Origin of the sequence: Brevundimonas sp. UBA7506, from assembly GCF_002479495.1 — a bacterium.
In the GTDB taxonomy this organism is placed as follows: Bacteria; Pseudomonadota; Alphaproteobacteria; order Caulobacterales; family Caulobacteraceae; genus Brevundimonas.
In genome coordinates this window covers 706,546-729,843 of sequence record NZ_DLNQ01000005.1, presented here as the reverse complement: position 1 = coordinate 729,843, position 23,298 = coordinate 706,546, and the positions used below count along the sequence as shown (strand labels likewise).

The 23,298-nt window shown below is 69.1% G+C and carries 28 protein-coding genes; 17 read left to right on the top strand and 11 right to left on the bottom strand.

Going from position 1 to position 23,298, the window contains the following annotated elements:
• Positions 1-17: 17 nt before the first annotated feature.
• Positions 18-944 carry a methyltransferase gene (locus tag B3K53_RS05490; protein ID WP_292083105.1) on the bottom strand — a complete coding sequence of 309 codons (927 nt, stop codon included), beginning with the start codon at positions 942-944 and terminating at the stop codon, positions 18-20.
• Positions 941-1,855, bottom strand: coding sequence for an iron-containing redox enzyme family protein (locus tag B3K53_RS05485; RefSeq protein WP_292083103.1), 915 nt, complete (start codon positions 1,853-1,855; stop codon positions 941-943). Before B3K53_RS05485 ends, B3K53_RS05490 begins: the two co-directional genes overlap by 4 nt.
• A 157-nt stretch (positions 1,856-2,012) precedes the next feature.
• Between B3K53_RS05485 and B3K53_RS05480 the strand changes: the two genes are divergently transcribed.
• The 5 genes from B3K53_RS05480 to B3K53_RS05460 all read left to right on the top strand — a co-directional run bounded on the left by B3K53_RS05480 (position 2,013) and on the right by B3K53_RS05460 (position 7,355).
• A complete protein-coding gene (locus B3K53_RS05480) occupies positions 2,013-2,204 on the top strand; it encodes a hypothetical protein (RefSeq protein ID WP_292083102.1) in 192 nt (63 codons plus the stop codon).
• Positions 2,201-4,981: a cyanophycin synthetase gene (gene cphA / locus B3K53_RS05475; RefSeq protein ID WP_292083101.1), complete on the top strand. Its 2,781-nt coding sequence runs from the start codon at positions 2,201-2,203 to the stop codon at positions 4,979-4,981. The genes B3K53_RS05480 and cphA overlap by 4 nt, the downstream gene beginning before the upstream one ends.
• The gene (locus tag B3K53_RS05470) at positions 4,974-5,798 is read left to right on the top strand and encodes a cyanophycinase (protein WP_292083100.1); all 825 of its coding nucleotides are present in this window, start codon (positions 4,974-4,976) and stop codon (positions 5,796-5,798) included. Before cphA ends, B3K53_RS05470 begins: the two co-directional genes overlap by 8 nt.
• Positions 5,799-5,875: 77 nt before the next feature.
• Positions 5,876-6,394: a ferritin-like domain-containing protein gene (locus B3K53_RS05465; protein ID WP_292083099.1), complete on the top strand. Its 519-nt coding sequence runs from the start codon at positions 5,876-5,878 to the stop codon at positions 6,392-6,394.
• Between the two features lie 55 nt (positions 6,395-6,449).
• Entirely contained in the window at positions 6,450-7,355 is a 906-nt protein-coding gene (locus B3K53_RS05460; RefSeq protein WP_292083098.1) for a manganese catalase family protein, read from the top strand.
• Here B3K53_RS05460 and B3K53_RS16190 read toward each other — a convergent pair.
• The 3 genes from B3K53_RS16190 to B3K53_RS05450 all read right to left on the bottom strand — a co-directional run bounded on the left by B3K53_RS16190 (position 7,288) and on the right by B3K53_RS05450 (position 8,282).
• A complete protein-coding gene (locus B3K53_RS16190) occupies positions 7,288-7,581 on the bottom strand; it encodes a histidine phosphatase family protein (protein ID WP_409515767.1) in 294 nt (97 codons plus the stop codon). The two genes, B3K53_RS05460 and B3K53_RS16190, sit on opposite strands and share 68 nt — an antisense overlap.
• A gap of 204 nt (positions 7,582-7,785) precedes the next feature.
• Positions 7,786-7,989, bottom strand: a complete 204-nt coding sequence (locus B3K53_RS05455) for a hypothetical protein (protein ID WP_292083097.1) — start codon at positions 7,987-7,989, stop codon at positions 7,786-7,788.
• A 98-nt stretch (positions 7,990-8,087) separates the two neighbouring features.
• Positions 8,088-8,282, bottom strand: a complete 195-nt coding sequence (locus B3K53_RS05450; RefSeq protein ID WP_292083096.1) for a hypothetical protein — start codon at positions 8,280-8,282, stop codon at positions 8,088-8,090.
• Between the two features lie 212 nt (positions 8,283-8,494).
• Between B3K53_RS05450 and B3K53_RS05445 the strand changes: the two genes are divergently transcribed.
• Together B3K53_RS05445 and B3K53_RS05440 are read left to right on the top strand one after the other, a co-directional pair.
• The gene (locus tag B3K53_RS05445; RefSeq protein WP_292083095.1) at positions 8,495-8,743 is read left to right on the top strand and encodes a hypothetical protein; all 249 of its coding nucleotides are present in this window, start codon (positions 8,495-8,497) and stop codon (positions 8,741-8,743) included.
• A gap of 3 nt (positions 8,744-8,746) precedes the next feature.
• Positions 8,747-9,514, top strand: a complete 768-nt coding sequence (locus tag B3K53_RS05440) for a DUF72 domain-containing protein (protein ID WP_292083094.1) — start codon at positions 8,747-8,749, stop codon at positions 9,512-9,514.
• Here the strand turns inward: B3K53_RS05440 and B3K53_RS05435 are convergent.
• Positions 9,511-10,167 carry a DUF6766 family protein gene (locus B3K53_RS05435; RefSeq protein WP_292083092.1) on the bottom strand — a complete coding sequence of 219 codons (657 nt, stop codon included), beginning with the start codon at positions 10,165-10,167 and terminating at the stop codon, positions 9,511-9,513. The two genes, B3K53_RS05440 and B3K53_RS05435, sit on opposite strands and share 4 nt — an antisense overlap.
• Before the next feature lie 153 nt (positions 10,168-10,320).
• Here B3K53_RS05435 and B3K53_RS05430 point away from each other — a divergent pair, with 153 nt between their 5' ends.
• The 5 genes from B3K53_RS05430 to B3K53_RS05410 all read left to right on the top strand — a co-directional run bounded on the left by B3K53_RS05430 (position 10,321) and on the right by B3K53_RS05410 (position 13,667).
• Positions 10,321-10,536 carry a hypothetical protein gene (locus B3K53_RS05430; protein WP_292083091.1) on the top strand — a complete coding sequence of 72 codons (216 nt, stop codon included), beginning with the start codon at positions 10,321-10,323 and terminating at the stop codon, positions 10,534-10,536.
• A gap of 291 nt (positions 10,537-10,827) precedes the next feature.
• Complete coding sequence (locus B3K53_RS05425; protein WP_292083090.1) at positions 10,828-11,421, top strand: DUF4142 domain-containing protein; 594 nt, start codon at positions 10,828-10,830, stop codon at positions 11,419-11,421.
• 5 nt (positions 11,422-11,426) lie between these two features.
• Positions 11,427-11,885, top strand: coding sequence for a hypothetical protein (locus B3K53_RS05420; RefSeq protein WP_292083089.1), 459 nt, complete (start codon positions 11,427-11,429; stop codon positions 11,883-11,885).
• A 75-nt stretch (positions 11,886-11,960) separates the two neighbouring features.
• Complete coding sequence (locus tag B3K53_RS05415) at positions 11,961-12,476, top strand: SRPBCC family protein (protein WP_292083088.1); 516 nt, start codon at positions 11,961-11,963, stop codon at positions 12,474-12,476.
• 18 nt (positions 12,477-12,494) lie between these two features.
• Positions 12,495-13,667 carry a zinc-dependent alcohol dehydrogenase gene (locus B3K53_RS05410; RefSeq protein WP_292083087.1) on the top strand — a complete coding sequence of 391 codons (1,173 nt, stop codon included), beginning with the start codon at positions 12,495-12,497 and terminating at the stop codon, positions 13,665-13,667.
• A gap of 178 nt (positions 13,668-13,845) precedes the next feature.
• On the opposite strand, the gene B3K53_RS05405 is transcribed toward B3K53_RS05410, so the two are convergent.
• Positions 13,846-14,088 (bottom strand): hypothetical protein, encoded by a 243-nt coding sequence (locus B3K53_RS05405; RefSeq protein WP_184269176.1) that lies wholly within the window; start codon positions 14,086-14,088, stop codon positions 13,846-13,848.
• A 261-nt stretch (positions 14,089-14,349) separates the two neighbouring features.
• On the opposite strand from B3K53_RS05405, the gene dinB reads away from it, so the two are divergent.
• Together dinB and B3K53_RS05395 are read left to right on the top strand one after the other, a co-directional pair.
• A complete protein-coding gene (gene dinB, locus B3K53_RS05400; RefSeq protein ID WP_292083085.1) occupies positions 14,350-15,426 on the top strand; it encodes a DNA polymerase IV in 1,077 nt (358 codons plus the stop codon).
• Positions 15,427-15,431: 5 nt separating this feature from the next.
• Entirely contained in the window at positions 15,432-16,001 is a 570-nt protein-coding gene (locus B3K53_RS05395; RefSeq protein ID WP_292083084.1) for an alpha-ketoglutarate-dependent dioxygenase AlkB, read from the top strand.
• Between the two features lie 9 nt (positions 16,002-16,010).
• Here B3K53_RS05395 and B3K53_RS05390 read toward each other — a convergent pair whose 3' ends face one another.
• Positions 16,011-17,207, bottom strand: a complete 1,197-nt coding sequence (locus B3K53_RS05390) for a DUF6880 family protein (RefSeq protein ID WP_292083083.1) — start codon at positions 17,205-17,207, stop codon at positions 16,011-16,013.
• Positions 17,208-17,378: 171 nt separating this feature from the next.
• On the bottom strand, positions 17,379-19,169 hold the full coding sequence (locus B3K53_RS05385; protein WP_292083081.1) for a response regulator: 1,791 nt from the start codon (positions 19,167-19,169) through the stop codon (positions 17,379-17,381).
• A 307-nt stretch (positions 19,170-19,476) separates the two neighbouring features.
• Here B3K53_RS05385 and B3K53_RS05380 point away from each other — a divergent pair, with 307 nt between their 5' ends.
• The gene (locus B3K53_RS05380) at positions 19,477-19,698 is read left to right on the top strand and encodes a hypothetical protein (protein WP_292083079.1); all 222 of its coding nucleotides are present in this window, start codon (positions 19,477-19,479) and stop codon (positions 19,696-19,698) included.
• Between the two features lie 30 nt (positions 19,699-19,728).
• Here B3K53_RS05380 and B3K53_RS05375 read toward each other — a convergent pair whose 3' ends face one another.
• Together B3K53_RS05375 and B3K53_RS05370 are read right to left on the bottom strand one after the other, a co-directional pair.
• Entirely contained in the window at positions 19,729-21,804 is a 2,076-nt protein-coding gene (locus tag B3K53_RS05375; RefSeq protein WP_292083078.1) for a glycoside hydrolase family 65 protein, read from the bottom strand.
• Positions 21,797-22,033: a hypothetical protein gene (locus B3K53_RS05370; RefSeq protein ID WP_292083077.1), complete on the bottom strand. Its 237-nt coding sequence runs from the start codon at positions 22,031-22,033 to the stop codon at positions 21,797-21,799. The genes B3K53_RS05375 and B3K53_RS05370 overlap by 8 nt, the downstream gene beginning before the upstream one ends.
• A gap of 96 nt (positions 22,034-22,129) precedes the next feature.
• Here B3K53_RS05370 and B3K53_RS05365 point away from each other — a divergent pair, with 96 nt between their 5' ends.
• Positions 22,130-22,462, top strand: a complete 333-nt coding sequence (locus B3K53_RS05365; protein WP_292083076.1) for a hypothetical protein — start codon at positions 22,130-22,132, stop codon at positions 22,460-22,462.
• Positions 22,463-22,621: 159 nt separating this feature from the next.
• A complete protein-coding gene (locus B3K53_RS05360; RefSeq protein ID WP_292083075.1) occupies positions 22,622-23,218 on the top strand; it encodes a JAB domain-containing protein in 597 nt (198 codons plus the stop codon).
• Positions 23,219-23,298: the final 80 nt, after the last annotated feature.

Below are 23,298 nucleotides of genomic sequence, written 5' to 3'. Positions count from 1 at the left end.
AGAGGCCTGGCCGCGGATCAGACCGCGATCACCGCGCCGACGGCGGCGATGCGTTCGACCTCGGCGTAGGAGGGGCGGGCGAGGCTGGCGCCGAAGACGTCAGGATCAATCTCCTCATAAACCAGCCGGGCGCCGCGCCGGCGGGTCAGGTCGGCGAGGGCGGCGCGCACCAGGTCTTCGCCCGCCACGACCGGGGCCCCGGTGTAGAGCACGAAGCGTCCGCCGGGCGCGAGACGGGACAGAGCTTCGCGCGCCCAGTCCAGCGCGACCGCCGCCCCGTGCAGGCCGCCGCCGTCGCGGTACAGCCGCCCGCCGCGGCCTTCCATATAGGGCGGATTGGCCGTGATGAGGTCCCAGGCGCCGTCCGCGGGAAAGCCGCCGAGGCGAAGATCGATCGCGAGACCGGCGTGCCGGGCGTTGAGGCGGCTGAGGCGCAGGGCCCGAGGGTTGATGTCGGTGGCGACGACGGAGGATTGGGGATCGAGGGCGGCGATCGCGAGGGCTCCGGCTCCCGCGCCGACTCCGATCTCGAGCGCTCGTCGCCAGGCGGAGCCGGGCAAGGTCTGGCCAAGGAAGCGGACGTAGCGATAGCTGTCCGGTCCCAGGAAGACGGCCTGTTCCTCCGCCGAGGAGGCGGAATGCAGGTGCAGCCTGCCGTCCAGACGACTGACGCGGAGCCGGGAGCGGAGCCCGTTCCCGTCTTCCTCCAGAGCCCCGGCCTTTGTCAGGACGTCCAGAAGCCATGCCGGGGCGAGCGGCGGATCGAAGGCCCGGCCCCAGCCCAGGATGTCCCGGAGGAGGTCGGGCGCTTCCGCCCGGCGCCGTCGGGCGACCAGGCCATGCGTGGCCGGGGTGGGCGAGACGAAGTCGTATCCGGCGGCTTCCAGGCGGGAGAGCAGATCGAGGAGGGCGGCGTCGGCGGGCGAATGGACCTGCGACCTCACGCGGAGCGACGCAGGGGGGCTGCGCCCCAGAGATGGGCCCGGTAGGCGTCGAAGCAGCGGGCGCCGGCCATGAGCCGCATGATAGCGCCTTCAGCCAGAGCGCGGACGCACTCCGGGCGCTCCGCGACGAGGGGGCGAAGCACCTCCTCGTTCCAGGCCTCGGAATGGGCGATGTCCAGGGTGGCGTGAAGGGCGAAATACTTGCGCTCGACGCCGACCCCGAGCCGCTTCAGGCCCTCGGCCACGTGAGCGGCTCTCCATGGCGCGGTCAGCTCGACCGCCCCCAGGGCGCCGAGGGCGTGATAGGCGTAGCGCCTCTGGGTGGAGAAGGCGACCAGGGTGTTGCCAAGGGCGAGGGACGGCCACGCCGTCTCATCGATACGGGGATGCAGGTTGAGCGCCATGGCGAGACGGTCCAGCATGGGACCGTGCATGCCGGCTTCCGACCCGCGGCCCATTTCGTCCCAGTAGTTGCGCGCCAGTTCGAGCTTGGGACGGGCCGGCATCTTGACCTGGGCCATGGCCACGAGATCCTCGAACCCGGCCTCGCCCGCCACCTCCTGCAGCAGGAACCAGCGCATCTCCTCCATCGTCGCCGTCTCGGCGAGCCAGGGGAAGAGCGGGTCCGCCTCCCCGGGGCCGGAGCCCTTGAGCCCCTCGAACCAGGCGACGAAGGCGTCGGCCGTGGTCGGCAGGTCGGCCAGCCAGGGCGCGGCCTCGGTCCGGGCGCGTTCGACGAAGTCGCCCTCGACCAGCATCATCTCCGCATCATGGCGGAGATCGTCGCGCCAGGACGGTCGCGGCGTGGCCGGGGCGAGGCGGCGGTGGTTCCAGTGCGCCAACCGACGATGAAAGCCCGCCGGGTCCGAAGGTTCGGGGGCGGGGAGCGAGGCTGGACGCTCTGACGACATGAAAGGCTCCTGTGATCGGGACTGCCATACGTCCTGTCGCTACCCCGGGTTCCCGCGAGGTCCGGAGGCGGCGAAATCCCGGGCTCCGTGTCCGGTTTCGGACAGTGGAACTGCCTTCGGGACCGTCGGTTCATCCAGTCCTTCAGGGAGGCGTCGCATGGATGAGACTGGATTTAACTGGACGATCAGCCGGGTCGACGAGGCCTGGACCTGGGCCGTGACGGACCCGGCGGACGGGGCGGCTCTTGTCGCCGGCCAGGCCCCGTCACGCGCCGTCGCCGCCGCCATGGTGGTCCGCGCCCTCGTGCGCGGCATGACCGAGGAAGCGCCTCGCGAGTTGGCCGCATGAACGCGACGACGACGAGCGGAGCGCGGGCGATGCAGGTCCTGGAGCGGAGCCTCTATCGCGGTCCCCATCTTTACAGCGCCCGGCCCATGGCGCGCATCCGCCTCGACCTGGGTCGGATGGAGGACTGGCCGACGGATCGGCTCGGCGATTTCACGGCGCGCCTGCTGGAGGCGCTGCCGGGCCTTGAGCGGCACGGCTGCTGCTATGGCGAGCCGGGAGGGCTGGTGCGTCGCCTGCGTGACGGGACCTGGTTCGGCCACGTCGTGGAGCATGTCGCGCTCGAACTCCAGACCCGCGCCGGAACCCCCGTCACCCGCGGCAAGACGCGTTCGGTGCGCGGCCAGCCGGGCGTCTACGACATCCTCTACATCTATCGCGACGAGACCACGGCCCTGCTGGCGGGACGCCTGGCCCTTCAGGTCTGCAACGCCCTGCTGCCCGAAGCGCTCGCGGGGATCAGCGACTTGGACCGGGTCTGCGCGGACAGCCTTGATGCGCGCCTGCCGGGCGCCGTCAGCGCCGATGAAGCCGGGACCATTCTCCGCGAGGCGGTGCGCCGGACGGCCTTCGGACCCTCCACCCAGGCCCTCGTCGACGCGGCGAGACGCCGGGGGATTCCTGTCGAACGTCTCAATTCCGGCAGCCTCCTGCGTCTGGGCTGGGGTGCGCGGCAAAGACTCCTCCGCGCCAGCGTGACGGATCGCACGGGGCTGATCGCCGCCGAACTGGCGGGGGACAAGGCCCAGGCCAAGACCCTGCTCGAAGCGGTCGGTTGTCCGACGGCGCGGGGCGAGGTGGCGCGCACCGCGGACGAGGCGGTCGCCGCCGCCGCCCGCCTGGGCGGCAGGGTTGTGGTCAAGCCGCTTGACGGCAACCACGGACGGGGCGTGACCACAGGCCTGGACACGTCGGAAGCCGTCAGGAAGGCCTTCGCCCTGGCCGCGCCCCACGGACGGCGGGTCATCGTCGAACAGGAGCTTCCGGGGCGGGATTACCGGGTGCTCGTGGTGGACGGCAGGGTCGTCGCGGTCGCCGAGCGCCGGCCGCCCTGCGTCGAGGGCGACGGACGTCGTTCGGTCGCGGAACTGGTCGAGGAGGTCAACTCCGATCCCCGCCGGGGCGTGGGCCATGAAAACAGCCTGACCCGGATTCGCCTCGACGAGGAGGCGCTGGCGCTTCTGGCCCGCCAGGGCCTGTCGCCCGAAAGCGTTCCGGAGGCCGGCGTCAGGGTCCTGCTCCGGACCGCCGCCAACCTCTCGTCCGGAGGGACGGCGACCGACCGGACCCAAGAGATTCATCCGGCCAACGCCGCCATAGCGCGGCGGGCCGCCCTGGCCCTTGGGCTCGACGTGGCCGGGGTGGATCTTCTGGCCCCGGACATCCGCCGTTCGGTGCGCGACACCGGCGGCGGCGTGGTCGAGGTCAATGCGGCGCCGGGATTGCGCATGCATCTGTCGCCTTCCGAAGGCGAGGCGAGGGATGTCGCCCGGCCGATCGTCGAGATGATGTTCCCGCGGGGCGTCCGGTCCCGCATTCCCGTCATCGCGGTGACCGGCACCAACGGAAAGTCGACCGTGGGCCGGATGATCGCCCATGTGCTGCAGGCGGAAGGACGGACCGTGGGCCTGACCAACACCAGCGGCGTCTATGTCGACGGAGAACGAATCCGCGCCGGCGACGCCAGCGGTCCGCGCAGCGCCAGGATGGTGCTCAGTGATCCGGTCATCGACGTCGCAGTGCTCGAGTGCGCCCGGGGCGGCATCCTGCGCGAGGGCCTCGCCTTCGACCGCTGCGACGTCGGCTGCGTCCTCAATGTCCAGCCCGACCACCTGGGCCTCAAGGGCGTGGACACGCTGGAGGACCTGGCGAAGGTGAAGTCGGTCGTAGCCGAGGCGGTGTCGCGCAGGGGGCTCAGCGTCCTCAACGCCGATGATCCGCTCACCCTGCGCATGGCCCGCCATGCGGGGGGACGGGTCTGCTGGTTCTCCATGCGGGGCGGCGCCGAGACGCCGGGCTTCCTGCTCAAGCACGTGGCCGAAGGCGGCGCCGCAGTCCTCTATGACGCCGCAAGCGGAGCGATCGAGCTTCACGACAGGGGCGAGCGCCGCCGGCTGGCCCATGCGGCCGAACTGCCCTCGACCCTGGGCGGGGCGGCGGCCTTCAATGTGGCCAACAGCCTGGCGGCTGCGGCGACCTGCTACGGCGTGGGCGTGCCTCCGGAGCGGATCGGCCGGGCTCTCGCCGGCTTCACGTCCAGCTACGAGCAGAATCCCGGTCGCCTCAACATCTGCGACCGGCACGGCTTCCGGGTCATCATGGACTACGCCCATAATCCGGACGGCCTCCGGGCGCTCGGCGGCCTCGTGGCCGCGATCCGTCCCGCCGGGGGACGGACCATCGCCATGATCAGCATCCCCGGCGACCGGCGGACGCAGGAGATCGTCGCCATGGGCGAGATCAGCGCCGGCTTCTTCGACGAGGTCGTCTTCCGGGAGACGCCCGACAACCGCGGCCGTCCCGCGGGAGAAGTGATCCGCCTGCTTGGCGAAGGCGCGCTGCGGAGCGGAGCGGACGCATCGCGTTTCCGCGGCGTGCAGAAGGAGGAGGAGGCCGTGGCCGCATGTCTTGAGGCGGCGCGACCCGGCGACCTTGTCGTCCTGACGCCGACCCGCATCGAGGCGGTGTGGGCGCAAATCCAGGCCTTCCGCCCCGCCTTGCCGTCCTCGGCCCTGGGCCTGAATGCGCCAAGCGTCATCCTGGAGCCTCCTCATGGGTGAGGGCCCTCTGATCATCATCGGCGGACATGAGGACAAGACCGGCGAGCGGGTCATCCTCAACGAGGTCGCGCGGCGTCTCGACGGCGGCAAGCTGGTCATCGCGACCATCGCCTCCCATGAGCCCGAGGGCTATTTCGACAGCTATCGGGAAGGCTTCAGGGGCCTCGGCGTCGGGGAACTGATCGAACTCTACGTCGAGGACCGGGCGGAAAGCCACGAACAGGACCTTCTCGCCTTGCTCGACGGCGCCGCAGGCGTCTTCTTCAGCGGCGGCGACCAGCTGAGGCTGGCCAGCCAGATCGGCGACACGCCGATAGAGCGACGAATTCGTGATCTCCATGCGCGTGGCGGCGTGATCGCGGGGACGTCGGCGGGCGCGTCGGTGATGAGCGAGACCATGCTGGTCAAGGGACCCAGCGCGGAATCCTATCGGATCGGCGAGGTGCATATGGCCCCGGGCTTCGGTCTGCTCCCCAATGTCATCATCGACCAGCATTTCGCCGAAAGGGGAAGGTTCGGCCGCCTGCTGGGCGCGGTGGCCCACAACCCGCGGCTCATGGGGTTGGGCGTCGACGAAAACACGGCTGTGGTGGTGGAGCAGGGGCGGTTGAGGGTGATCGGAGACGGCGCCGTCTATGTCGTCGATGGAGAGGACGCGACCCACTCCAACATCTCGGAAGGCGGCGCCGAGGACGCCCTGTCCATGTTCGACGTGCGTCTCCACGTGCTTGCTCGGGACGACGGCTTCGACCTCGCCGGCCGTCGTCCGCAGCGCGCGACCCCCGAAGAGACGGGCGGGAGCGGCGATCCGCAGTGACCTGAACCCGACACGCCGGTCCCGGCGCTCGTCGCGGGGGTTAGCCTCCTGAACCGACTGCAAGGAGGGACGCCGACATGACCAATGCAGACGACGTCTGGCGCGACGTCTTCGTCACGGGCCTCAAGAACGCCCATGCCGTGGAAAACCAGGCCCTGGCCCTGATGGATCGCCAGATCGACCGCGCCCGAAACTTCACCGAGGTCGCCGACCGGTTGAAGGCCCACCGTCATGAGACCGAGGGACAGATCCTCCGTCTGGAGACCCTGCTAGACGGCTTCGACGAGAAGCCGTCCGGGCTAAAGGACGCTGCGCTCTCGCTCGGCGGCAATCTGGCGGCCATGAGCCACAGCTTCGCCGAGGACGAGATTCTGAAGAACGCTTTCGCCAACTACGCCTTCGAGAACTTCGAGGCGGCCTCCTACCGGGCCCTGATCCTTCTGGCTGAGAGCGGGGGCTATTCGGCGGCCTACGACCCCCTCGCCGCCACCCTGGAGGAGGAGGTGCGCATGGCGCGCTGGGTCAACGACAGCCTGCCCATGCTGGTCGAGAAACACCTCGAGCTCAGGCGCGCCGGCGAGAAGGCCAGCCGCTGAGCTATCAGGCGAATTCTGAACCTATTTTCCTTTTTATCAATCGGATGACGACATCATGTTCATGCATAACAAGAAGCTGATGTATACGGTTCGGGTCGCCGAACCTAACCCGGCCCTCGCCACGCTGATGCTCGAACAGTTCGGCGGACCCCAGGGGGAACTGGCGGCCGCCATGCGCTACTTCACTCAGGGGCTGGCCGACGAGGACGTCGGTCGTCGCGACATGCTGATGGACATCGCCACGGAGGAACTGAGCCACCTGGAGATCATCGGCTCGATCGTCGCCATGCTCAACCGCGGGGCCAAGGGAAGGCTCGCCGAGGCCGCCGAGGAGGAAGCGGACCTTTACGCCGGCATGACCTCAGGCGGCGAAAGCCACACCATGTCCATCCTCTATGGGGGCGGCACGGCTCTGATCAACTCCGCCGGCGTGCCCTGGACGGCGGCCTATATCGACTCCATCGGCGATCCGGCCTGCGATCTGCGCTCCAATATCGCGGCCGAGTCCCGGGCCAAGATCGTCTATGAGCGGTTGATCAACGTCACCGACGATCCGGGGATCAAGGACGCCCTGACCTTCCTGATGACGCGCGAAGTGGCCCACCAGAAGTCCTTCGAGAAGGCCCTCTACGCCATCCCCGCCAACTTCCCGCCCGGCAAGCTTCCGGGCCATCCGGACTTCGCCGACAAATACTACAACATGTCCCAGGGGGAGGGCGATGCGAGAGGGGCCTGGAACGAAGGCGAGCAGTGGGAGGTCGTCGATGATCGCGACGCCCAGGCGGCGGTGGACGGCGGCGCGGGGGACGCCTCGGTCAAGCTGTCGGCGGCCGACAAGAAGACGGTGCAGGCCTTTGCGGCCCGCACCCGGTCCGACCCTTCGGCCGATCCGATCACCGGAGCCGATCTCGGCGCCGGCCCGGGAGCCGGGCGAACCACGCCCCTGGAAGCCCAGTCCTGATTGCGGATCCAGGCGTGCTGCGGGGCGCCCTCGCCAGGGGCCTCGCGTAGGCCTCAGACCGGCCGCCCGCCGCGCGCAAGGTCTCGGCGGTCTCAAGGGAGCGACGACAGGGTGAAGCCAGCACGACTTCGGGGCGTTCGTGAGCGGGAAGGTTCGCGAACCAGGTTTCGGGGGCGCGGGCCTGCACAAGGCCTTGGGGGCTCAGCGGTACGTCCGCGTCCCGCATTTCAAGCTGGATGCGATCATGGCCGGCGGCCTCAACCGCGACATCGCCGACGCTTGCCCGTGGCGAACCAGCCAGAGGGCTGCGGATCAGCGGGACCGGTCAGCCCTCGCGGCCGGTGTCGCCTTGGGGGGAGATCGGCGAGCCTGAACCTCGGCCGCCGCATCTCGCCCGCTCGTGGAGGAGCGCCGGTGCGGCTCGACGGTCTCAGGCCGCCTCGGCCAGCGCAGGGACGGCCGGGGCGGACTGGACGACGTCCTGACCGCATTTGTTCGGAAGAGGGTCCGGCGCAACCGGTTCCGGGCGCTTAGCCGGAGCCGCCGCAGGGCAGGGCGGCGACGTGAAGACATAGAAGCCGCGGTCGGCCATGGCGGCGAAGAAGTCCTGATCGTAGACGCGATCCGCAAACATCGAAGCTGACAGTCTCCCTTCTGTTCATCGGGAGGGCGTAACGAGACCCATGCGGCGGCGTTCCATGGGTCCGGCTTCCGACTCTTTGAGCGCGAACTTCAATCGCCTGCAGCTCGCTCAAGGGGCGCCTCGGCGCCCGTCATTCGCGGGTCGGGTCGCTTTTCCTGATTTCTCAGAAACCCGGTCAATGCCGTGGCGAGGTAGACAAGGGCCAGGAGCAGAAGGAGGAGGCCTCCGAACTGCAGGAGGCGCCGGGGGTTGCGCAGGACTGGCGGCTTGTCGGCGGATTTCATCGGAGCGCCTTCCTTCTGGCCGGGTGTTCGTGGGTTCAAGCGCCCGGAGCCCTCGCCTGTTCCCGGGGGAGCCGCTGGCTCGCCGATCCGCCGTTTCGAGGACGCCTCCGGAACGCGTGGGCCGCCGAAGCGCTACCCGGGAGCAGCGAGCGGCCGGACGCCCAGGTCCTTCGCGGTCGTACAGACAATCCCGAGCCAGGTGAGGAATGGACATGAAATTCTATGAGATCGTCGTCGCCGACGCCCATGGCGCCGAGCGCAAGCTGAGGGTGCCTTCTCCGACGGACGCCCAGGCGGCGGACGCCGCCGCCCCGCTGTTGAACAGCGGGGACTCCATTCTTTCGATCCGCGAGACGCCCGACGACGGCCTTCAAAGAACCGATGGTCCGCCCCCCAAGACCCAGGCGGAGGAGCTCGCGCCGACCACGCCCGGCATGGCGGCCCGTCGCGATGCTTCGTGATCCATGCAGGCCGCCCCGGCGGAGACCCCCGGCGAGATGAAGCTTCGTGTCGGCACGGCGGGCTGGGCCATACCGGCCGGGGTGAGAGACCGGTTTCCTGTCGAGGGGAGCGGGCTCGAACGCTACGCCGGCCGGCTCGGCGCCGTGGAGATCAACTCCACCTTCTACCGCCGCCACCGGGTCTCGACCTTTGAGCGCTGGGCCGCCGCCACGCCGCCGGATTTTCGGTTCGCCGTCAAGGCGCCGCGCGAGATCACGCACCGTCGCAAGCTGGAGAACTGCGAAGGCCTGCTCGCGGACCTGGCCGCCGATCTCAGGGGGCTGGGCGATCGCCTGGGGCCCGTCCTGATCCAGACGCCGCCCGGCCTGGCCTTTGACGAGACCCGGACAGGTTCCTTCCTGCACGCCTGCCGCGCCCTGCTCGAGGCGTCGATCGTTCTGGAGCCGCGACATCCTTCCTGGTTCACGGCCTCGGCGGATGACTGGCTCGCCTCGCGCCAGGTCGCGCGCGTCGCGGCCGATCCGGAGCCGGAGCCGGCGCCGGGCGCGGGCCGGCCTGGCGGCGCCGCAAGCCTGGTCTATTTTCGTCTTCACGGCAGTCCGGACATGTATCGCTCGGCCTACGGGGGCGAGCGGCTCAAGGCCATCCTGCAAAGGGTCATGGCGGCGGGCACCGCCGGGGCCGAGCGCTGGGTCGTCTTCGACAACACCGCCTCGGGCGAGGCCGCCGCGGACGCGCTGGCGCTCGCTGCTCTGGCGGGCGCCGCCTAGTCGCCGGTGTGGTCGTGGGGGGCGGCGACCGGCTTGGATTCGGGCGACTCGCGCTGCCTCAGGAAGATCGACAGGACCACCAGCACCGCCGTGGACAGGAACTCGCTCTGCCAGTTCTGGAAGGACTCGAACCAGAGCTGCGGGTCGGCGAGATAGGCGAGAGCGCCCTTCGCGGCTTCTCCATGCTGCCGCGCCTCTTCGCCGGCCGCTCGCGCGCTCTGGGTCCAGTGGACGAGGAAGGAGAGGATGAAAAGCAGGATCAGCGCCAGACCCAGGGCACGTGCGTAGACCGCGCGTGAGAAGGCGCCCCAGCGCAGCGGCGCGGGCGCGCCCGGCTTTCGGGCCTGGGCCGCCAGGTCGGCGTCGCGCGGCGGAGCCTCGGGATCCCGGGATTCGGACGAGCCCTTCTGTATCAGGAAGGCCGTGAGGACCACATAGGCCGCCATCTGCAGGAACTCGCTCTCCCAGTTTTCGAAGACGGTCGACAGGAAGGGGGCGCTTCCCAGGTATGCCATCAGCGTGCCGCCGTCCTGACCGTGTCGCAGGGCCTCCGCCGTCTCGACGCGCCAGCCCGCGAGGGCGTGGCCCAGGATGCTGAGGGCGAAGAAGAGCGTCAGGACAAGGGTCAGGCTGTTGTCTCGCAAGAAACGCATGGGGCCTCCGGTTCCTCCATGAAAGACGTCGCTTGACGGCCAGGGCTCCTCTGACGCGCCAAGCGCCGCAAGGGCTCCCTGTGTCGGGTAGAGAGCGTGTGAAACGGACCTCTGCGACAGGGATAGCCCTGTCTCACCGCTAGGACGCCCCTCATGAACGCCCAGCAGTCCGGAGCGCTTTCGCTCGCCTCCATCGCCCTCAACCTGACCCTGCTCGACACCCTCGTGGAGAAGGGACTTCTCGACCAGGAGGAGGTGCGGCGCCTCTTGCTCCAGGCGGACGACAAGGTCGGGAAGAGCCCGTCCATGGAGGTCACCCGGGGCTTTCTCGCCGGTCTCCGTCGTGATCTGGGGCTAGACCAAGCCTAGGAGCCCCGCCGCCGCTCGAACGGGGCGACGGGGCGAGCGCAGGCTTCGCCTTGGCGCTCTCGGCGGACCGAGACCCCCAGCGCTCGGCCGGCGGCTTTCCAACGGACACGCCCCTGCGCAGGTTCCGGCGGGGCGCAGGCGGTGGATGGGCCTTGTGTCGCCTTTCCGACAGTGTCGGGCAGCCCCGCTGCGCGGGGCTCGCAGGGGCCTCGTCGTGACCGGTAGCGGTCGCTGGAAACCCCCCGGCCCGACGTGCGCTTCGTCTGTCACATCCACAAGGAGCTCATGACCATGCGACACGCCCCGACCTTCGCCGCCGCCGCCGCCGCCGCCGCCGCCGCGCTTCTGTCCGCATGCAGCCCGCAGGGCGGAAACGAAGCGGTCGACAAGGCCCAGGACGCGGTCTCCGCACCCGTCGGCCAGACCTCGGCCGCGACCATGGGGAGCAACCTCGTCAGCGCCTATGTGCCCGGCGCGGCCATGGGAGACATGTATGAGATCCAGGCGGCCGACATCGCCCTGGAGCGCGCCAAGCGGGCCGACGTCAAGGCCCTGGCCCAGATGATCAAGACCGATCACACCGCCGCCGCCGCCGCCCTCAAGACGGCCGCCGCCTCCGCGGCTCCGGATGTCGCGCCGCCCGCCGAGCTGGATCAGCGTCGCAAGGGCCTGCTGGACAATCTGAGATCGGCGGGCGTGGCGGACTTCGACAAGGTCTATATCGACCAGCAGGTGGCGGCCCACCAGGAGGCCGTGACCCTGCATCGCGGATTCGCCGACAATATGGATGCGCCGGCCCTGGCGGCCCACGCTCGGACCGTCCTGCCGAAGATCGAGGCTCACCTGCAGAAGGCCCAGGAGATCCAGGCCGCGATTTCCGGCTAGGCGACATGGCGCCCAGGCTGAAGGTCTTTGAATGGTCGGACGGGTTTCACCGTTTCACGGTGGCCGCCCCCTCCCGACCCAAGGCCCTGGCCGCCTGGGGCATTCAGCAAGACATCTTCGCTTCCGGGCTCGCCAGGGAGGCGCCCGAAGCCGAGGACGCCGAGGCGGCTCGGGCGCGCCCTGGTGAGGTCGTCGAGCGGGGGCTGGCGGTTGATGTCGGCCAGGCCGGTCCCCGGGCGGCGCGGCGGAAGGCGCGCAAGCGACCGACCGCGGCGGAGCAGCGTCGGGTTCGGAGCCTCGAGAACGAACTGGAGGCGCTTGATCGGGCTCACGCCGACAGCGCGGAGGCTGTTCGCGCCGAGATGAAAAACCTTGAAGCGCGGGCCGCCGATGAGAAGGCGCAGTTTGACCAGACACGGACCAGGCTTGTTCGCGAGCTGGCCAAGGCGCGCGGGAAACTATGATGGGCGGAGGCGGCCGCGCCTCCCCGGAACCGGAGAGAAATCATGCAGACGCAGCCGACAAGCACTGACGCGGACATGGCGTCGACAGGCTTTCTGAACCAGGACGTCCATGACGGGGATCATGCCTCCTCGTCCATACAGGCCGTCATGATCAACCGGCCCCGATCCGAGCTCTACGCCTTCTGGCGCGAGTTCCGGAACCTTCCTCTTTTCATGGCCAATGTCCGGTCCGTCAGCAGCGACGGACGCGACTGGGTCATAGCCGGGCCCGGCGGCATGGATGTCGAACTGGAAACCGAGATCGTCGAAGACCGGCCGGGCGAGAAGATCGCCTGGCGGTCCACGGAGGCGGCGGACGTCGATCACGAGGGCTGGGTCGAGTTCCGCGACAACGCCTTCGGGCGAGGGACCGAGGTCCGCGTCATGATCAGCTATGACCCGCCCGCCGGCGCCGTGGGGAAGCTGGTGGCCAAGGTGATGCAGCGCGAACCGCGCATCCAGGCCCGACGCGAGCTTCGCCGCTTCAAACAGCTGATGGAGACGGGGGAGGTTTCCACCTCCCAGGCTCCCGCCGCCGCGCCCCGCGGCTGAACCTCAAGGACGAATTCCATGCGCGCACTGACCTGGCACGGCAAACACGATGTCCGGGTGGACACGGTCCCCGATCCCGAGATCGTCAATCCCCGCGACGCCATCATCAGGATCACCGCCACCGCCATCTGCGGCTCGGACCTTCACCTCTATGACAGCGTCATCCCCGGCATGCACCGCGGCGACATCCTCGGCCACGAGTTCATGGGCGAGGTGGTCGAGGTGGGGCGCGGAAACACCAGCCTGCGGGTCGGGCAGAAGGTGGTGGTCCCCTTCGTCATCGCCTGCGGCCAGTGCTTCTTCTGCGGAAAGGAGCAGTATTCCGCCTGCGACAACTCCAATCCGGCCGACAAGTCCGACGCCTCCGAGGTCGCCTACGGCTACCCGGCGGCGGGGCTGTTCGGCTATTCGCACCTGACCGGCGGCTATGCGGGCGGGCAGGCGGAGTACGCCCGCATTCCCTATTCGGACGTCGGACCTATCGTCGTGCCTGACGGTATCGAGGACGAGAGGGTGCTCTTCCTGTCGGACATCTTCCCCACCGGCTGGATGGCGGCGGAAAACGCCGGGATCGAGCCGGGCGACACGGTGGTGGTCTGGGGGTGCGGGCCCGTCGGCCTGTTCACGATCAAGAGCGCCATCCACATGGGCGCGGCGCGGGTGATCGCCATCGACCACCATCCGCGCCGTCTCGCCCTGGCGAAACAGAACGGCGCCGAGGTGCTCAACTATCATGAGGTCAAGGTGCTGGAGGCCCTCAAGGAGATGACGGCGGGCATCGGCCCTGACGCCTGCATCGACGCCGTGGGCATGGAGGCGCACGGTTTCGCGTCGGACAACATCATAGATGCGGTCAAGCAGGAGACGAAACTGGGCACGGACCGCCAGCACGTCCTGCGCGAAGCCATCATGGCCTGCCGCAAGGGCGGCCGCATCTCCATGCCCGGTGTCTATGGCGGCATCGGCGACAAGCTGCCGATCGGCGCCTTCATGCAGAAGGGGCTGACCCTGAAGACGGGGCAGACCCATGTGCAGAAATACCTGCCCAAGCTGCTGGAGCTGGTGATGGACGGTCAGATCGACACGACCGACCTCATCAGTCATCGCCTTCCCCTCGAGGAGGCGGCGACGGCCTACAAGAACTTCCACGACAATCCCAATGAGTGGACCAAGGTCGTCCTCAAACCCTGAGCCGCCTCAGTACGCCCGGCTCGTCGGGCGAACAGGACGAAGGCCCGTCTCCGGTGGAGACGGGCCTCGATGGCGGAGCCTTGCGGCTCGACGCGGTCGGATGAAGGCGGGCGGTCGGGGCTAGTCCGGGCTCAGGCGACGGGCCCAGCGGGCTTCGTCGCTCGAAGGACCGAGGCGTTTACTGGCGATTGTCGCGTTCATGGCGCTTCTCCTCGCTGGACGCCTGCCGTGTCGAACGCGCCTCGGCCGAATGACCCTTGTGCACATCCTTCTCGCCTCCGCCGCCCGAGACCTGGCTGCGAGGCGACAGATGATCGGGATCTTCGGCGTCCTTCACCACGGGATCGGGCTGCGGGGCCTGCCGGTTCTGGTGACTTGAGCCCGGGCCGCCCCAGCGGTCGGCGTCCTTGTCTCGGTCCATTGACGTGTCTCCCTCTGTTGATCCACGCCTGTCGAACAGCCGGCTGGAGGCCGCGTTCCTACTGTCCGGCAGCGGGCGCAATCAGCCTTTTTGGAACCCGTCCCGGACATGCGTGGGGGCTCCGGCGCGGGGCCGGCGAGGAATGCGGCGGCTGCGAACAGCGGGTGGGACCGTATCCTGGCATGGCGCCTGATGTTGAAAACGCCATTGTCAGGCGGGGATGTAGTTCCTGATTTGTTCTTTTTCTGCTAGGCGTGGCGCATGGACGTCGCCGCGCCTCGCAAGATCATCCATGTGGACATGGACGCCTTCTTCGCCTCGGTGGAGCAGAGGGACGATCCCGCCCTGCGCGGTCGTCCCGTCGCCGTCGGCCACGCCGCTTCGCGCGGCGTGGTCGCCGCCGCCAGCTATGAGGCGCGCAGGTTCGGCGTGCGGTCGGCCATGCCGTCGAGCACGGCCTTGCGGAAATGCCCTGAGCTGATCTTCGTACCGCCCCGGTTCGAGGTCTATCGCGCCGTCTCGGCGCAGATCCACGCCATCTTCGCCGACTACACACATCTGATCGAACCCCTGTCGCTCGATGAGGCCTACCTCGACGTCACCGCCAATATCCGGGGACTGCCGACGGCCTCGGCGACGGCGGAGGAAATCCGCGCGCGCATCCTCGAGAAGACGGGCCTGACGGCCTCGGCCGGGATTTCCTACAACAAGTTCCTGGCCAAGCTGGCCTCGGACCAGCGTAAGCCGAACGGCCAGTTCGTGGTCCCGCCCGGGCGAGGAGAGGCCTTTGTCGAAGCCCTGCCGGTCAAGCGTTTCCATGGCGTGGGGCCGGTCACGGCGGAGAAGATGAACCGCCTGGGCATAGAGACCGGCGCGGACCTGAGGCGTCAGTCCCCGGCCTTCCTGCAGCATCACTTCGGCAAGTCCGGCGCCTGGTATCATGGCGTGGCGCGGGGAGAGGATCAGCGCCCGGTCAATCCGGATCGCGAGCGCAAGTCGAGCGGATCGGAAACCACCTTCGCCAGGGATCTGGTCGATCCGGCGGCGATCGAGGCCGGTCTGGACGAGATGGCCGACGATGTCTGGGCCTGGTGCGAAAAGGCCGGGTCGCTCGGCCGGACCGTGACGGTGAAGGTCAAGTGGGCGGACTTCCAGCAATCGACCCGGAGCCGCTCCTTCAATGAGCCGGTCGCCTCGAAGGCGCGGTTGCGCGAGATCGCCCGCCTGCTGGTGCGGTCCCTCTATCCTCCGGCCAGGGGCGTGTGCCTGGTCGGGGTGACCCTGTCCAATCTGGAGAAGGCCTCGGCGAAGCCTGACTTGGGCGAACTGGCGCTGTGACGGTCATGCCTCAGGCCGATCTGTTCGGCCACGTGTGCGCGCCTGCCGTTCCACCGGGCTTCGACTACTGGCCGGAGGTCCTGACCGGGGCGGAGCAGGCGGCGGTGGTCGAGCAACTGCAGGGGCTGGACTTCAGCCCCTATGAGCACATGGGCTACCAGGGCTTCCGGCGGATCGCCGCCTTCGGACGTCGCTACGACCTGGAGCGGGGCCGGCTGGAAGCCGCGGATCCCTGGCCGGCGTTTCTGCAAGACCTGCTGCGACGTCTGACGGGACGGCTCGATCTGGACGAGGCGGCTTTCGTCCAGGCTCTGATCAATGAATACGCTCCCGGGGCCGGCATCGGCTGGCACCGGGATCGGCCGATTTACGGGGAGATCCTCGGCGTCTCCTTTCTCGCGCCCTGCGTCATGCGCCTGCGCCGGAAAGACGGGACGGGATGGCGTCGGTCAGCCGCGCCCCTGGCGTCTGGATCGGCCTATCGACTGTCAGGCGAGGCGCGGAGGGACTGGGAGCATTCGATCTCGCCGATGACGGCCCTGCGCTATTCGATCACCTTCAGGACCCTGGCCTGACCGCAGAGCCTAGCTGGCCAGGATGTCGGCGGCTTCGGGATAACGCTGGGCCAGACGGGAGGCCCAGTCCGCAGACATCGGGCGAGCCTGGCGCGCCTCGCGGGGGCGCGCCAGGACGAGGGCGGCCGCCTCCCTGTGAGCGGGCCAGTCCATCAGAAGACGCATGGCGGCCTCGAAGTCAGGGTGGCTGGAGGCATGGGCGAAGGCGCGGTCCAGGGCCTCGACGTCGTCGAAATCGGGCAGGCGCGAGAGGTAGTCGCGCAGAACCGGGGCCGCCAGGTCGCGCTCGAACAGGGTCCACCGCAGGTCCTGGGCCTCCTGGCGGTTTCCTTCGGCCTCGAGCACGTCGATGGAGGCGGCTTCCCAGGCCGGGGTCAGACGGGGCGCGCCCTCCTTCGGGTTATGGCCGAAGGTCCAACGCCGGTTGAGCGGGGAGGGGCGCAAGGGGGCTTCCAGGGCGGCGCGGGCTTCGGCGACGCGGCCGGCGTCCAGAAGGCGGCGGGCGATGTCCGCGGCTATGTCGGGCGAACCGGCCTGTTCGGGGGTGACGAGGGACAGCCAGAGATCGAGGTCCCCGGCCCTGTCCGCGAGGCGGCGCAGCAGGTTCCGGCCTGCCGGGGTCTTCCTGGCCGAGGCGTCCAGGCCGTCCAGCAGCCGGCGCGCCGCGACGGGGCCCAGGGCGTCGCTTGCAGCGGAAATCCAGCGTCCATAGTCCTGCGGACGCCGTTCAAGGGCGTCGACCAGATCCTGCAGGGCCTTGTCGCCGCCAGCCTCTGCGAGCGCGAAGAGATCAGGCGCGGCCGCTTCGAAGGCGGCGGGGAGTTCGCCCCGTGTGTCCTTCACGCGGGCGGCCAGGCCCGGATAGAGGTCGAACCAGCGGATGAGGACGGCGAGCGCCTCGGCCGGCGCCTCCGGCGACAGACGCTCGACGGTCATCCGGAAGTGGGCGTTGAGGTCCTCGATCAGCTCGCCGCGCTTGCGCCATGACACGCGGGTGCGGGCGGCGGCGAGAGCGGTGATACGCTTGTCGATCTCCAGGGCCAGGACATCAGGCCCCGCCTCGGCCGCCAGTTCGAGACGAAGGCGGCGCTTCAGGTTCGGGTTTCCGGCGCCGGCCTCGATCAGCAGGTCGGCCAGGCGCGGCGCGCCGAGGTGGACGAGGCTTGCGGCTGACAGCCGCGTCGAGAGTCTTGATTGACGCGCCATGAGGTCCTTTGCGAGGAGGGCGAACCTGCCCGAACCCTTATAACATGCTCATCCAGACGCTTGCCGAAACGGGAGAGGTCGGGTTCGGCGAGGGGTCTTTTAGCGAGATATCCGTTCCGACGGCTTCATGGCGCCGCCGGCCCACTGAAGGCCCGCTCTGATGGTCGGCGCTCAGGCGTGGAAAGTCGACCGTTCCGCGGCTGAGTCGCCGGAAGCCTGGACCGCCCGCTCGATGGCCGCGTAGAGGGTTTCGGGTTGCACCGGCTTGCCGACGAAGTCATCCATCCCCGCCGCAGCATATTCTTCCCGCTGATGCTGCAGGGCGTTGGCCGTCAGGGCGAGGATCGGCGTGCGCCGTCGTCCAAGGAAGGTCTCTTCGGCGCGGATCGCGCGCGTGGCGGCGATGCCGTCCATGACGGGCATCTGTACGTCCATGAGGATCACGTCCCAGTGGCGCTGCCGCCAGGCCTCGAGGGCCTCCAGGCCGTTTTCGACAAAATGGCATTCCACATCGACTGGTTCGAGAAGAAGCTCGAGGACCTTGCGATTGATCGGGTGATCCTCCGCCGCCAGGATTTGCAGCGAAACGGGCCGGTCGCCCGGCGGGGTTTCGCAGATGGCGGCCGCAGGCCGGGCGGGTTCCGCCTCTTGCCGAGGCCGCGGCGGGTTGCGTTGTTCGGGCAGCGGGAGGACGACTTCAAACCTCATGCCCGCTTCCGGAAGACGTTCGGCGCGAATGTCGCCCTTCATCAGCGCGACCAGATCGGCGCAGAGAGAAAGGCCCAGACCGGCGCCGCCGTGACGGCGCGTCGGGGACTCGTCGAGCTGCACGAACTTCTGGAAAAGCAGCGCCATCTGGTCGGCGGCCACCCCGGGCCCGGTGTCGGACACCGCCAGCCGCAAGCCCTGCGGGGCGGGGCGAGCCTCGACCAGTATCCGGCCATGGTCAGTGAATTTGACGGCGTTCGAGATGAGATTGGCCATGATCTGGCGCACCCGCGTTTCATCGCCGACATAGACCTCCGCAAGGTCCGGCGAAGCGGCCAGACGCAGCTCCAGACCCTTGGCCGCCGCCGCGGGTTCGAAGAGGCGGACCAGACGGTCGAGCAGGTCGCGCAGGGCGAAGGGGCGGGAATCCAGAACGAAGTGACCGGCCTCGATCTTGGACAGGTCAAGCATGTCGTTGAGCAGGACCCTGAGCGCTTCGCCGGATTCCAGCAGCAGCAGACTCTGCTCGCGCTCGCGCGGCGGCAGGTCGGCGCCCGCGAGCGCTCGCGCCAGACCCAGGACGCCGTTGAGCGGCGTCCTGATTTCATGGCTCATATTGGCGATGAAGGCGCTCTTGGCCCGGCTGGCCGCTTCCGCCTGACGGCGCGCGGCGACCGCCGCCGCCTCGGCGGCGCGCTGGCGCGCCATGGTCCTGGACAATCCCCTGACGGCGGCCACGGTCGCGGCCGCCAGCAGAATGCCGGCCACCAGGAGCTGCACCGCCGCAAGCGGCGAGTCATAGCTGAGGTAGAGGAAGAGCGGCAGGCTCAGGAGCAGTCCGATATGGGGAGCCAGGGCCGCCAGGGCGACAGCGCGCGAGCCGCCGGTCGTCATGGCCCCATTGATGAGGGCTCCCGAAGCCAGGACCGCGGCGCAGACAAGGCCGAGCGTGTCCAGCGTCATGGCCTGGCGCAGGGCGAAGCTGGCGAAGACCAGGTTGCCCGCCAGGACCAGAGCCAGACCCGGAAACGTCAGACGTCGCCGGAGCCGGGGGGAGGCGCTCCACAGGGCGGTCAGGAAGCGCTCGCCGGCCTGGACGAGAAGATAGGTCCCGGTCCAGGCCAGGGCGAAAAGGGAACCCGTCATGGGCCAGAAGACCAGGGCGATCAGCAGGCCGAACCCGATCCGCGTGCGCCACTGCTCCGCGCGCCGCCTCAGGGCCTCTCCAATCCACCGTCGCTCCATAGGGGTCATGCCGGTCTCTCCTGACCTCGAGGATGGTGGGACGGTCTTCGTCAACAAAACGTTCGGCGTCTGTGTGAAGCGGAACAGAGCATGGCCCTTGATCATTGCCGCTACGGAGCTGTGATGCGCTCCATCCTTCGGCGGGCGGACGTCGTCGTCGCAAGGCGCGCGGCGTCCGCCATCCGCCGTTGGAAAGTCCCCCGGTTCCCGGTCGGGGGCGCCGCCAATGTCGGGACTGTCCTGTGTCGGGCATCCGACACAGGGAGACGGCGGCCGGCGAGAGCGCTTGACGAAGGAGGGGAGCCGGGAGCGATCCATGTCCTATCTGGTCACCTATGAAACCGGCGAGAAAGACCTCGCCACCTGCGTGTCCGACGACCGCGCGGCCCTGCGCCTGGCGGCGTTGTTCGAGGCCCAGGGGCTGACGGGCGTGATCATTCAGGATGGGGGAACTGGAGAAGTGTTTTCGCCCCTGGCCTTCCGCCTTCGATGCGGGCGGGACGCAGGAATGCAGGGCCGTGGACTGAAAGCGCTTTGAAATGCGCGGCCCGCCGGTGACGTCCTGGCATCAGGAAAATGAAAGCTCGGCGCGCTCGGCGCCCTGCCGCGCGACAAGGCGCGCCGAACGGCCTCTCACCCGGAGGCGGTCGATCCTGACAGCCTCCCAGCCGGCCGGGAGGGTGATCGGGCGGCGGGCCCAGGTATCCGGCTCGCCGTCGTCCACCACCAGTCCTGTCAAACCGTAGCAGAGACCGAGAAGCATGCCGCCGAGATTGGCGAAGAAGGGCCCGGCTGCGGGCCCGTTGGCGTGATCCAGCCGGTATTCAAGGCACTGGTGAAACCGGGGTCGGTCGTAGGCGGCGAAGCCTTCCTCAAACAGCTTGAGCGCCAGGTCCCGGTCGCCGGCCATCGCCGCCCAGACGCAGTAGAGGGCGGGCAACATGGGCGATCCGACATAGTCGGGCCAGAGCTTGAGGTAGAAGGCCAGGGTCTTGCGGCCCACGGAGGGCGAGGCCGGGAAGTCATAGGGAAACAGCCCGGCCAGGGGGGAGGGCGTGGCGCCCTTTTCCTCGCGGCGGTCATAGTCGTCATGGGCGGCGATGACTCCGTCGGAGCGCATCGGCAGGTAGAGGTCGGCGAGCACCGTCTTCCAGGCGTCGGGCGCGGGCCGCCGCAGGCGTTCCGAGACGCGCAGGGCGCGCTGAAGCACGTCGGCGCCGGCCATAAGACTGAAGGCGTCGTTGTCCGGGGGCGTGGGGACCTCCGCAGGGCCCATGGACCTCAGAAGCTCGAATCCCCGACCTGTCCGGCTCACGCGGCTCACGAACCAGTCGGCCACCCCGCTGAGGACCGGCCAGGCCTCCTCTTCCAGAAATCTCTGGTCGCCCGTGGCGTCGGCGAAGAGGGAGAAGGCGCGGGCCACATGCAGGGAGACATGGTCCTCGTGATGGGCGGCGTCGCCGGCGCCGGGCGCCGCCTCCTGGCCGGTGCCGGGCGCGGCTTCCCAGGGATATTGCAGCCCCTGACGGTCGGAGAGGCGCGCATTGGCCGCCGCCGCAGGCCGTCCTCGACTCCGGAAGGCCAGCATGGCGCGCGCCGCGTCGGGCTGCATGAGGACCAGGGGCGGAAGGCAGAAGGCGTCCACATCCCACATCACATGGCCGTAGTAGTAGTGATAGTCCCGCCATGTCGCCAGGCCGAAGATCGAGGTGGAGGCCGGAGAAGCGGGGTGGGCGGAAGCGTTCAGGTAGTAGAAGGCGGCGTCGATCAGCGCCTGATGCCGCGCGCTTGCGCCGACAATGACGATTCGACCCTCCCATATCTCCGCCCAGGCTGCGCGGTTGCATCGTCTCAGCACGTCGAACCCGTCCCGGGACGCTCGCGCCACGCGCCTGACGGCCTCCTCGTCAGGCCGGGCGTGGAGGACGGAGGGGATCAGGGCCGCCAGTTGCCGAAAACGCGCGGGTTTTCCTGAAGCCAGCCCGATCTCATGCTCCGTGCAGAGAGGGCCGGCGTCGCACCAGGTCAGGACCTGACGACGGGCGGCCGCGGGGGCTTCGGTGGTCAGGGCCAGACCGCACTGTCCGAGGGCTTCGGCCGTTTCCCACAGGAGGCTGCCGTCACAGGCGGGCTCGGGTTCGCCGGGCGTATCCGTGCGCCGTCTTGCGACCCGTCCGGTCAGTCCGGCGATCGACACTACAGCCCGGAACTTCAGGTCGCAGGGGCCGTCAGCCGTGGCCCGGACCTCCTGGGCGACGATCGAGGGGGCGGTGCGGCTGGCGAAGGCGACGACCTCGACCGAAAGGCGCCGCGCCCCGACCTGATAGGTAAAGGCGGAATGGAGTTCGGCGTTCGCGAAGTCGTAGGATTGACGGAGATCGCTCACGGCCCAGGGCTGCTCGCTCATCCAGACCCCGTCGATCGCCAGGTCACCGGACAGAGGATAGGGCGCGGCGGCGGCGGCCTCTATCCCGCGCTCGGGGTGGGCGCCGGCCAGCCCGCTGACGAGGACCATGCCGGCGAAGAGGGGGACCTCGCGGACCCTCAGGCCGATCAAGCCGTTGCCTAGATAGGGCGGCAGGTCGCCGTCTCTCGGCCCGAAGACGGGCTCTGGATTGAGCGGCGGCGCTGTACGGTCAGCCATTCGGCGGACGCTCCTCCGACGTCTTGTTGCCGGTCTCTCTCGACCGCCGTCGATCGGGCGGCCTCTTGAAGATGTCGCCGACTTCCGTCGCATCCGGGCCGTCCGGACCGGCGCGCCGGCGGGACTCGCGGCCAACGCGCTCCACGGCCTCGTCGGATTCGTCGGCCTCCGGCTTGCCGTCGGGCGTCGCGGCGTTGCGCGCCCGTCTTCGGGATTGCTCGGATGTCATGGTCGTGCTCCTGCCCGCCTCCCATACAGACGACCTCCCGACAGGAATGGTTCCTTTCCACATGCGAGACCCAGCTTGTGTCGGGCTTCGGTCTCAGTGGCCTGGCTCCCGGATATCGTCTGCTACGACGACCTGGTCTCGGATGCGCTCGTCCGTCTTTCGCCCGATACCCTGTCCCGCGGACGCGCCTTCTATCGACTTCAGGGGGAACCGGGCGGCTCGGCCGCGGGGCGGCGTCGCCTGGGTCAGGCGCAGGTCCACGCCTGCATGGCTAACGCGTTTTCTGCGAACGCGCCTCTGGGGCGGGAGTGGCGGGGCGCATTCAAGCAAGGTGGTCCGGTCGATCTCCCCAACATCGGCCTGATCGACGCTGAGGGCGCCCTGCATCCGAAGGATCGCAAGTCCGCCATGATCCTCTCCGGCGGCTGACGTCTGCTTGCGACGCTTGCGCCCAGCCCAGGGCGAACAGGTGAACGGGGCGTGCGCCGGGTCTGATCCAGCCCTGGGCCAGGCCAGGCGTCTTGGGACCGGAGGGAAGGAAAGGGCGTTCTGGGGCGCTCCGCTCGGGAGCGCAGGGAGGAATACGCCATGACTTCGCTCGTTGCTTTGGACTGCACCATTCCGGCTACGCCCTATGAGGAGGCGGCGGATCTGGACCTGTTGTCGGCCCTCCTGGAGCGGGACCTGCCGGGTGCGGGGCGGGACGCCGCCGCCGCCCTGATCACCGCCTTTGGGGGCCTGGCGGGGGCGGCGGCCGCGGACGCAGCCGCCCTGGCGCGAGCGGGTCTGCCGCCCGGGGCTGTGGCCAGTTTCGGCAACATCAGGGCCCTGGCCCTGGCCATGGGCCGGGCCGAGGCCTGCAGACGACCCGTCCTCTCGTCCTGGAGCGCGCTCCTGACCTACCTGCGCATCGCTTTGGCCCATGCGCCGCGCGAACAGTTTCGCGCCCTCTACCTCAACAAGCGCAACATCCTGATCCGGGAAGAGCTGCGGGCGGACGGTACTGTCGACCACGCCCCCGTCTTCAATGCGGGGCCCGCGCGGGTGGAGCGTCTGGGGCGGGTTCCGGAAATCCCGGAAACCGAGGCCTACGTAGACCTGGTCCTGTCCTGCTATCTGGCCCTGGCCGCAGGTCGGGATGTCCGGTCCGCCCGGGACTGCCGAAGCCGGGAGAGAAGCCCATGATTGCGGAGCCAGGTCGAGCGGCGCCGGACGACGGGGCGGAGGATCTTCTGACGCGCAAGGAGGCCTCCGCCTTCCTCGCC

Excerpts from the sequence above, each read along its gene's own strand:
- B3K53_RS05415 (WP_292083088.1), top strand. The coding sequence starts at position 11,961 with ATGGCGTCGACAGGCTTTCTGAACCAGGACGTCCATGACGGGGATCAT.
- B3K53_RS05445 (WP_292083095.1), top strand. The coding sequence starts at position 8,495 with ATGAAATTCTATGAGATCGTCGTCGCCGACGCCCATGGCGCCGAGCGC.
- cphA (WP_292083101.1), top strand. The coding sequence starts at position 2,201 with ATGAACGCGACGACGACGAGCGGAGCGCGGGCGATGCAGGTCCTGGAG.
- B3K53_RS05380 (WP_292083079.1), top strand. The coding sequence starts at position 19,477 with ATGTCCTATCTGGTCACCTATGAAACCGGCGAGAAAGACCTCGCCACC.
- B3K53_RS16190 (WP_409515767.1), bottom strand. The coding sequence starts at position 7,581 with ATGCGGGACGCGGACGTACCGCTGAGCCCCCAAGGCCTTGTGCAGGCC.
- B3K53_RS05455 (WP_292083097.1), bottom strand. The coding sequence starts at position 7,989 with ATGTTTGCGGATCGCGTCTACGATCAGGACTTCTTCGCCGCCATGGCC.
- B3K53_RS05375 (WP_292083078.1), bottom strand. The coding sequence starts at position 21,804 with ATGGCTGACCGTACAGCGCCGCCGCTCAATCCAGAGCCCGTCTTCGGG.
- B3K53_RS05360 (WP_292083075.1), top strand. The coding sequence starts at position 22,622 with ATGACTTCGCTCGTTGCTTTGGACTGCACCATTCCGGCTACGCCCTAT.
- B3K53_RS05430 (WP_292083091.1), top strand. The coding sequence starts at position 10,321 with ATGAACGCCCAGCAGTCCGGAGCGCTTTCGCTCGCCTCCATCGCCCTC.
- B3K53_RS05440 (WP_292083094.1), top strand. The coding sequence starts at position 8,747 with ATGCAGGCCGCCCCGGCGGAGACCCCCGGCGAGATGAAGCTTCGTGTC.
- B3K53_RS05420 (WP_292083089.1), top strand. The coding sequence starts at position 11,427 with ATGGCGCCCAGGCTGAAGGTCTTTGAATGGTCGGACGGGTTTCACCGT.
- B3K53_RS05405 (WP_184269176.1), bottom strand. The coding sequence starts at position 14,088 with ATGGACCGAGACAAGGACGCCGACCGCTGGGGCGGCCCGGGCTCAAGT.
- dinB (WP_292083085.1), top strand. The coding sequence starts at position 14,350 with ATGGACGTCGCCGCGCCTCGCAAGATCATCCATGTGGACATGGACGCC.
- B3K53_RS05460 (WP_292083098.1), top strand. The coding sequence starts at position 6,450 with ATGTTCATGCATAACAAGAAGCTGATGTATACGGTTCGGGTCGCCGAA.
- B3K53_RS05450 (WP_292083096.1), bottom strand. The coding sequence starts at position 8,282 with ATGAAATCCGCCGACAAGCCGCCAGTCCTGCGCAACCCCCGGCGCCTC.
- B3K53_RS05390 (WP_292083083.1), bottom strand. The coding sequence starts at position 17,207 with ATGGCGCGTCAATCAAGACTCTCGACGCGGCTGTCAGCCGCAAGCCTC.
- B3K53_RS05395 (WP_292083084.1), top strand. The coding sequence starts at position 15,432 with ATGCCTCAGGCCGATCTGTTCGGCCACGTGTGCGCGCCTGCCGTTCCA.
- B3K53_RS05480 (WP_292083102.1), top strand. The coding sequence starts at position 2,013 with ATGGATGAGACTGGATTTAACTGGACGATCAGCCGGGTCGACGAGGCC.
- B3K53_RS05370 (WP_292083077.1), bottom strand. The coding sequence starts at position 22,033 with ATGACATCCGAGCAATCCCGAAGACGGGCGCGCAACGCCGCGACGCCC.
- B3K53_RS05410 (WP_292083087.1), top strand. The coding sequence starts at position 12,495 with ATGCGCGCACTGACCTGGCACGGCAAACACGATGTCCGGGTGGACACG.
- B3K53_RS05485 (WP_292083103.1), bottom strand. The coding sequence starts at position 1,855 with ATGTCGTCAGAGCGTCCAGCCTCGCTCCCCGCCCCCGAACCTTCGGAC.
- B3K53_RS05385 (WP_292083081.1), bottom strand. The coding sequence starts at position 19,169 with ATGACCCCTATGGAGCGACGGTGGATTGGAGAGGCCCTGAGGCGGCGC.
- B3K53_RS05470 (WP_292083100.1), top strand. The coding sequence starts at position 4,974 with ATGGGTGAGGGCCCTCTGATCATCATCGGCGGACATGAGGACAAGACC.
- B3K53_RS05465 (WP_292083099.1), top strand. The coding sequence starts at position 5,876 with ATGACCAATGCAGACGACGTCTGGCGCGACGTCTTCGTCACGGGCCTC.
- B3K53_RS05425 (WP_292083090.1), top strand. The coding sequence starts at position 10,828 with ATGCGACACGCCCCGACCTTCGCCGCCGCCGCCGCCGCCGCCGCCGCC.
- B3K53_RS05435 (WP_292083092.1), bottom strand. The coding sequence starts at position 10,167 with ATGCGTTTCTTGCGAGACAACAGCCTGACCCTTGTCCTGACGCTCTTC.